General features: G+C 31.4%; 6 protein-coding genes. 3 read left to right on the forward strand and 3 right to left on the reverse strand.

What is annotated here, in order from left to right:
• Window positions 1-99: 99 nt before the first annotated feature.
• Together tatC and tatA are read right to left on the reverse strand one after the other, a co-directional pair.
• Window positions 100-810, reverse strand: a complete 711-nt coding sequence (tatC, locus tag CD155_RS07795; RefSeq protein ID WP_037541626.1) for a twin-arginine translocase subunit TatC — start codon at window positions 808-810, stop codon at window positions 100-102.
• A gap of 10 nt (window positions 811-820) precedes the next feature.
• The gene (tatA, locus tag CD155_RS07800; RefSeq protein WP_002443985.1) at window positions 821-1,042 is read right to left on the reverse strand and encodes a twin-arginine translocase TatA/TatE family subunit; all 222 of its coding nucleotides are present in this window, start codon (window positions 1,040-1,042) and stop codon (window positions 821-823) included.
• A 182-nt stretch (window positions 1,043-1,224) separates the two neighbouring features.
• On the opposite strand from tatA, the gene CD155_RS07805 reads away from it, so the two are divergent.
• The 3 genes from CD155_RS07805 to CD155_RS07815 all read left to right on the forward strand — a co-directional run bounded on the left by CD155_RS07805 (window position 1,225) and on the right by CD155_RS07815 (window position 4,885).
• A complete protein-coding gene (locus CD155_RS07805; protein ID WP_037541625.1) occupies window positions 1,225-1,743 on the forward strand; it encodes a GNAT family N-acetyltransferase in 519 nt (172 codons plus the stop codon).
• Window positions 1,744-1,968: 225 nt separating this feature from the next.
• Window positions 1,969-4,137 (forward strand): bifunctional glycosyltransferase/CDP-glycerol:glycerophosphate glycerophosphotransferase, encoded by a 2,169-nt coding sequence (locus CD155_RS07810; protein ID WP_002443983.1) that lies wholly within the window; start codon window positions 1,969-1,971, stop codon window positions 4,135-4,137.
• Between the two features lie 145 nt (window positions 4,138-4,282).
• Window positions 4,283-4,885 carry a hypothetical protein gene (locus tag CD155_RS07815; protein ID WP_002443982.1) on the forward strand — a complete coding sequence of 201 codons (603 nt, stop codon included), beginning with the start codon at window positions 4,283-4,285 and terminating at the stop codon, window positions 4,883-4,885.
• A gap of 154 nt (window positions 4,886-5,039) precedes the next feature.
• Here CD155_RS07815 and CD155_RS07820 read toward each other — a convergent pair whose 3' ends face one another.
• Window positions 5,040-6,719, reverse strand: coding sequence for a CDP-glycerol glycerophosphotransferase family protein (locus CD155_RS07820; RefSeq protein ID WP_002443981.1), 1,680 nt, complete (start codon window positions 6,717-6,719; stop codon window positions 5,040-5,042).
• Between the last annotated feature and the right edge of the window lie 347 nt (window positions 6,720-7,066).

Genomic DNA, 7,066 nt, shown 5'->3' on the forward strand with positions numbered 1-7,066 from the left:
CATCCTTGCCGGCGGGGCCCCAACATAGAGAATTTCTTAAAAAGAAATTCTACAAACAATGCAAGTTGGGAGAGGGACAACGAAAATAATTTTGATAAATTATATTTCTGTCTCACTCCCTTTTTGCTTTCGGGATGTAATTTTCGCAATAAACATACTGATTTCAAATAAGATAATTAGCGGCAATGTTAATACCAAATTTAAAATTAAATCTGGTGGTGCGATAATACTTGCTGCAACAAAGCATGCGAAGTAAACATATTTTCTATAACGTCCTAACTGAGTCACATCAATTAATCCGAAATGTGCTAATCCCATAAATAATATAGGTAATTGGAATATAAATCCAAAGACGAGTAACCATCTTATTAGTTCTCCTAAATAAGCTTTGAATCCGATAACTTGATCAATACTTAGTAGGTGAGATAGATTTTCCGAAAAGTTAATAATCATAGGGAAGCCAATGAAAAAGGCAAAGGCAACCCCTGAAATAAATAAAATTGCACAGAAAAAACTGTATTTATATATAAACTGTCGTTCATATGCATGTAAACCTGGTGCAACAAATGACCAGAGTTGATAAAAAATGATTGGTATAATAATACATATCGCAACTGTGAATATAATCATGACATAGATTTGAATTGTTTCTGTAAACGAAAAAGTATGCAACGTAACATGTGCACGTTTAATATATCTAATCAATGATTGAATCCACCAATGAGATGAAATGTAAACGATGATGACTGAAATAATAAATGCAATGAAGATAACGACTAGTCTATGACGCAATTCACCAAAATGTTCTATTAATGAAGAATTACTTAGATTGTTCTCGTTGTGATTTGGATGCTTTACTGGGAGTTTCGTGTGAATCTTCGTCTATATGTTCAGCTGCTGATTTAAATTCTTTCAAAGTTGAACCGATTGCTCTACCAAATTGTGGTAATTTCGTTGGTCCGAATATAATTAATGCAATAATTGCAATAACGACTAAACTCGTTGGGCCAGTGATACCTACGACAAACATACTTCCTAACATAATATAACCTCACTCTATTTTTTACGATTTTCATCTATAACTTTATACTCATTGATAAATATTATCAATACCCAAATGATAGTATTGTAAAATAATTAGGTTTGATGCTACGAATAAAAAACAGTGCCATTTTTATTAAAATACGTTAAAGTGGTTTAAACGATAAAAAGGGGATGTTGATGATGAATGAACGTATTCGTGAAGTGAAAATTGATGAAGTAACCATTTTACAAGATATAGCTAAAAGAACGTTTTATAATACATTTAAATCATCCTATAGTGACGAAGACTTTAATAAATTTTTTGATGACGCGTATCATCTAGATAAATTAGAAAATGAACTCCAAAATAAAGCATCGTTTCATTATTTTTACGAGGTTGGCGAACAGGTAGTGGGTTATTTAAAATTAAATATTAATGACGCTCAAACTGAAAAAATGGGTGATGCGTATTTAGAAGTGCAGCGCATTTATTTTGATGAGAACTATCAAGGTGGAGGTAGAGGCCACCGTTTGATTGATTTAGCTATTAAAAAAGCACATGAACATGACAAAACTAAAATTTGGTTAGGTGTGTGGGAACATAATCCTAAAGCGATTCGCTTTTACGAAAAAAGAGGATTTGAAATCACGGGGTCTCATGAATTTTATACAGGAGATGTGATTGATAGAGATTTAATCATGGAGAAGACATTGATATAAATGTTGGAATAGAATTTACTGTGTTTATATTAAAGGCATTAAAAAATAAAAGCGTGTACCTATTATTATTAGCGTTTGTGGCAATTTTTAGATATAATTGTAACATTAAATTTCCATTAATTATAAGTTAATTTATAGTAAACCATTAAGTAGTATTCCTACATAATTTATCTAAAACTTACATGTTGGATCATTTTTATATAGTAGAAAGAAAGGACGTATAGTATGAATACACTGACAATTATTGTCACATATTATAATTCAGAGGAATATATTCAAAGTTGCTTGGAAAGTATTAAACAACAAAGAACTCAAGATTTTGATGTCATTATCGTTAATGATGGTTCTACGGACCAAAGTGAACAATTAATGAAAGAAGCTTTAAAGGACTATAACAAAGAGGTCAATTATATTAAATTAGACCGTAACCAAGGACACGCACACGCGCGTAACGTTGCATTAGATGAAGTAGATACACCATATTTTATGTTTTTAGACGCTGATGATGATCTAGCTTCTTATGCGGTAACATTTTATTTGGAAAAGTTAAATTCAACCGATGGATTAGTCGCTCCAATACATTCATTTTCAATTAAACGTCCGCAATATGTCGATTTAGATAGAGTGAAAGTTGAATATTACCATGCCGCTCAAAATTTAAATTCATTTTTAAGAAAGCAGACAGCTTGTAATATTATTTTTAGAACAGCGATTGTTAAAGCACATCATATTCGATTTAATGAAGATTTGGATATTTATATTGATTGGTCATTCCTTCTTGAATACATGAAATATGTCAACAAATTCATTCGTATCCTGAATTTCCCATTCTACTTCCGTGGCGAAGTGTATGATCCATTTGAGACATTAACGTTAAGTGAACAGAATTTTGATGTATTATTTGAAGATTACGTCAGAAGTTTCTACGATGCGTTAGAACGTACTTCAAACAAAATGACACGTGAATTTATTATTTATAAAATGCAAAATAGAATTGCGAGAGATTTCGATCCTACACACTATGATATTAAGCAAAGATATGAGGCACATAAAAACACACTTGTAGAACTATCACGCTTCCTCAATGTACATCTTGTTAAACAACAAAAACTTATCAATATGATAGAAACAATACTATTAATGAATGATGATACGGATAAAGCCTTTAAAGTGAATCAATTCAGAAAGACATTGCGCCATGTGAAGAACGTTGTGTTGAGAAGAAAAAATAAAGAACGTTCAATGTATGAATTAACAGATAAGGAAGAGAATGTTAAGCCTCAAACAATTGTATTCGAAGCCTTTGGCGGTAAAAACTATAGTGATAGTCCTAAATATATTTATGAATATATGCAAAAATACTATCCAAATTATCGCTACGTTTGGTCACTTAAAAACCCTGACAAGAGCGTAATCCCAGGTAATGCAATTAAAGTGAAACGTGGTTCAACTGAGTTTTATCAGGCTTATTCTGAAGCAAGTCATTGGGTTTCTAATGCGCGTACGCCTTTATATTTAAACAAAAAAGAGAATCAAACATATATTCAAACTTGGCATGGTACACCATTGAAACGTCTTGCTAACGACATGAAAGTGGTTCGTATGCCTGGAACAACAACTTCTAAATATAAACGCAATTTCAATCGTGAAACTTCACGTTGGGATTACCTTATTTCTCCTAATAGATATTCATCTGAAATTTTCAGAAGTGCATTCTGGATGGATGAACCTAGAATCTTAGAAATTGGATATCCACGAAATGATGTATTGGTAAATCGAGCAAATGATAAAAAGTTTATTGAGGAAATTAAAACGAATCTCAATTTACCACATGATAAAAAAGTCATCATGTATGCACCAACATGGAGAGACGATGAGTTTGTGAGTAAAGGTAAGTATCTATTTGAATTGAAAATTGATTTAGAAAATTTATATAAAGAACTAGGTGATGATTACGTTATCCTATTACGTATGCATTATCTTATTTCAAATGCTTTAGACTTATCTGGATATGAAAACTTTGCCATCGACGTTTCCAACTATAACGACGTTTCAGAATTATTCTTAATTAGTGATTGCTTAATCACCGATTACTCATCTGTGATGTTTGATTACGGTATTTTAAAACGTCCACAGTTCTTCTTTGCATATGATATCGACAAGTATGATAAAGGATTACGTGGCTTCTATATGGATTATATGAAGGATTTACCTGGTCCAATCTATACAGAACCATATGGTCTAGCAAAAGAGTTAAAAGATTTAGAGAAGGTACAAAATGAGTATCAAGATAAAATTGATGCTTTCTACGATCGATTCTGTTCAGTGGATGATGGTAAAGCGTCTCAATATATCGGAGAATTAATTAATAAAGATATTGAAAAGAAACGTTAAATTTAATACTTAGTTAATAAAAGTGGGGTATAATATTAATAAGGAATTAATATTATACTCTTTTTTTATGCTTTTTTGAAAGTGAGTAGCTATAAAATCAGAGTAACTAGCGTTTGATTTTTATATAAAGCAGGAGGAGATTCACATGAAAAGATTATTAGCAAGCATCACTGTACTGTCCTTATTACTCGCAGCATGTTCTCATAATGAAAATAATGAGAATGATAAGAAGGACAACAACTCAAAAACAGAACATAAAGATAAAAAATCTGACAGTAACTCAAAAGATAAGTCTAAAAATCATCAAAAATCTCAAGAGCAAAATGATAAAAATTCAAAATCTAACGATAATGGAGACAATAATCAAGCATCATCCAGTAATCAAGCGAATAATGGTGACCATTCACAAACAGGAAAGGATAATAGTAATCACAAAGATTATGTAGCGCCATATCAAAGTAAAGATGCGACACAGGTAGCAAGAGGTCTCTCACCATTCAAAGGTAATGAAGGGCAAGCATTACAGCAGTTACCAAATTTCAAAACAGCCCTTGATATCGCGCGTAAAGAAGCGAATATGTTTGGTAATTCAACTAAGAAGTATAATGATTATTCAATAGAAGCAACTGAAGATGGCTTTAGATATGTATTTAGCTTTAAAGATTCATCTAAAAAGGATAATTATTCTATTGTAACTGTTAACCGTCAAGGCGAGCCAACACTTATTGATCCAAATTATCAACCATAATATAAATTGAAGTAACATACCAATTGCAGGTTAAAATCAAATCTATATTGAAAAAAATAATCCCTCAGAAAGATTGAAGTACAATCTTTTTTGAGGGATTCGTTCGTCTTAAGTATACATATCATCTATAGCTGTTAAATTAAGATTAATATGTTTAATTTAATTGTTGGGTAATTAAATGGCTCAGTTCTTCTAATGATTGATTATGTCTGTTTACCAATTTACTGTCGATATGAGGTACTTCATCAGAAATTAAATTATTTGTGAGTAATGTTGCATCTGTGTACCATACTTGTTTAAGGCTCTCAAGTACATCTTCATACACGCCACGTTCTTCAACATATTCAGCATGCTGAGGTGTATAAAGACATACCTTTTTATTAATCGTGAGTGCATCGAAAATAATAGAAGAATAATCCGTCAATACGATATCAGATACAATAATTAAGTCTTGAGTTTCCACACTTTCAGGAGGGACAATGACTTGTTCGGGTATGTGTATATCCTCACTTTCAACATGTCCTTTAAATATGACATTATATTTAGCGAGTAACTGCTCTGAAATAGGTAAAATATCCTCTTCGGATGGATTCGTTTTCCAGGTAGGTGCATAGAGTAGTACAGGTTTCGATGGATCTAAGTTTAGTCCTTTGATAATTCGTTTTCGTAATGATAGATCCTGTGCTCTATTCAATAAATAGTTGACTCTTGGATAACCTACAGGCAAGATGTCTAATTTCTGACTTGGAAAAGCTGATTCAAAATACGTAACAACAGGTTTTGAATCAACGACAAGATAATCTTGATGAACCCATTTATTATATTTACGTGCACGATAGTTATAAATATTTAAGTTTTGATGTGGCTCTTTACTATCTAAGAAGAGACGCTTAATCGGTGTGCCATGCCATAATTGAATGACTTTACCGTTAGGACGTATGTCATCAGGTAAGTAGCTCTCGATAATAACCACTTTAGCAGTTTCAATTAATTCTTTAGCCTTTTCATCCTTAGGAGAGTAGAAATGAGGCCCCGTTCTATCCTCTGTTATAAAATAAGATTCAACAGTAGGGTTATGTTTAACAAAATAATTAAACAAATACTTCGAGTTTCCTCTGTAATTATAATCAAAACCTAAGAATATGACATGGTCTTTCGTTTTAGATTCATCTTTGTCATAAAGATAACTAATTTCTCTATGCTTTCTTAGAGAGTAATTTTTAATTGGATTGACTAGCCATCTAGGTGCTTTAAATTTAGTGCTTAGCAATACTGAATCAGAATAACGAATGCTGTCATGATCATTAAAAGGTACACGTGTAAACGGAATTCTGCGTTGATGTTCATAGGCAATTTTATTTAAGAAAAATTTGTCCCTATAACTCAAGTGATTACGATCAAAACTTCTCCAAAATACTTTACTTGTTCGAAGCGAATCTTTGAAATCTAATGCTACATGTCCATCTACAGCGACATGGCCTTTAAGAATGGTGAATAATGCTAAATCGAAGATAGTCTCAACTTCAAATTTATGTAATAAGGCAATAGTAGATTTCATTTCATAAATGACGTTCGGATATAAATTAATATTTTGTACCCAATCTTCAAATTCAATATACGATTTACCAAAGTATCTACAATCATTAAGATACTGATTATGTATTGTATAGTCGACCACAAATGATGTTGATGGTAACTCAATCGATTTCAACATTGATTGATGAATTTGAATTTCGTTTGAATAGGGTACAAAATGTGTGTAACCTTCATGTATTGCTCTTTCTAATTGTCCTTCTAACTTTTCCATATGGGAAATATTAATTTGTTTTATCATTCAAATTCCTTCTATCTCATAACTTTTTTAATGTATTTATTTTAACACGAGGGACGTTATGATTCATCATTTCACAATTTAAAAATGATTAAATATGAAATTCCAAAATCTTGAGTGAAGATAAGTTGAAACGTTTTCCAACGCAACTGAATAAAGAGTGAAAAGTCTGTTGAATTTTTAAAAGGAAGATGATATATTTTAATTGTGAAAAACTTCACAAAATCGTGAAAGCATACAGATGATTTTTAGTTATCGATAACACATTTTTAATTTTTTCAGTATGTGACTAGCTAGTAATTTTATAGAAAATTTTAGGAAAGAAGAGTCAAAATATGTTAGTACAAACA

This window comes from Staphylococcus caprae, assembly GCF_002902725.1.
Lineage (GTDB): Bacteria > Bacillota > Bacilli > Staphylococcales > Staphylococcaceae > Staphylococcus > Staphylococcus caprae.

Bases quoted from the DNA above. Each gene is read 5' to 3' on its own strand.
- tatA (WP_002443985.1), bottom strand. From the start codon at position 1,042: ATGTTAGGAAGTATGTTTGTCGTAGGTATCACTGGCCCAACGAGTTTA.
- CD155_RS07805 (WP_037541625.1), top strand. From the start codon at position 1,225: ATGAATGAACGTATTCGTGAAGTGAAAATTGATGAAGTAACCATTTTA.
- CD155_RS07810 (WP_002443983.1), top strand. From the start codon at position 1,969: ATGAATACACTGACAATTATTGTCACATATTATAATTCAGAGGAATAT.
- CD155_RS07815 (WP_002443982.1), top strand. From the start codon at position 4,283: ATGAAAAGATTATTAGCAAGCATCACTGTACTGTCCTTATTACTCGCA.
- CD155_RS07820 (WP_002443981.1), bottom strand. From the start codon at position 6,719: ATGATAAAACAAATTAATATTTCCCATATGGAAAAGTTAGAAGGACAA.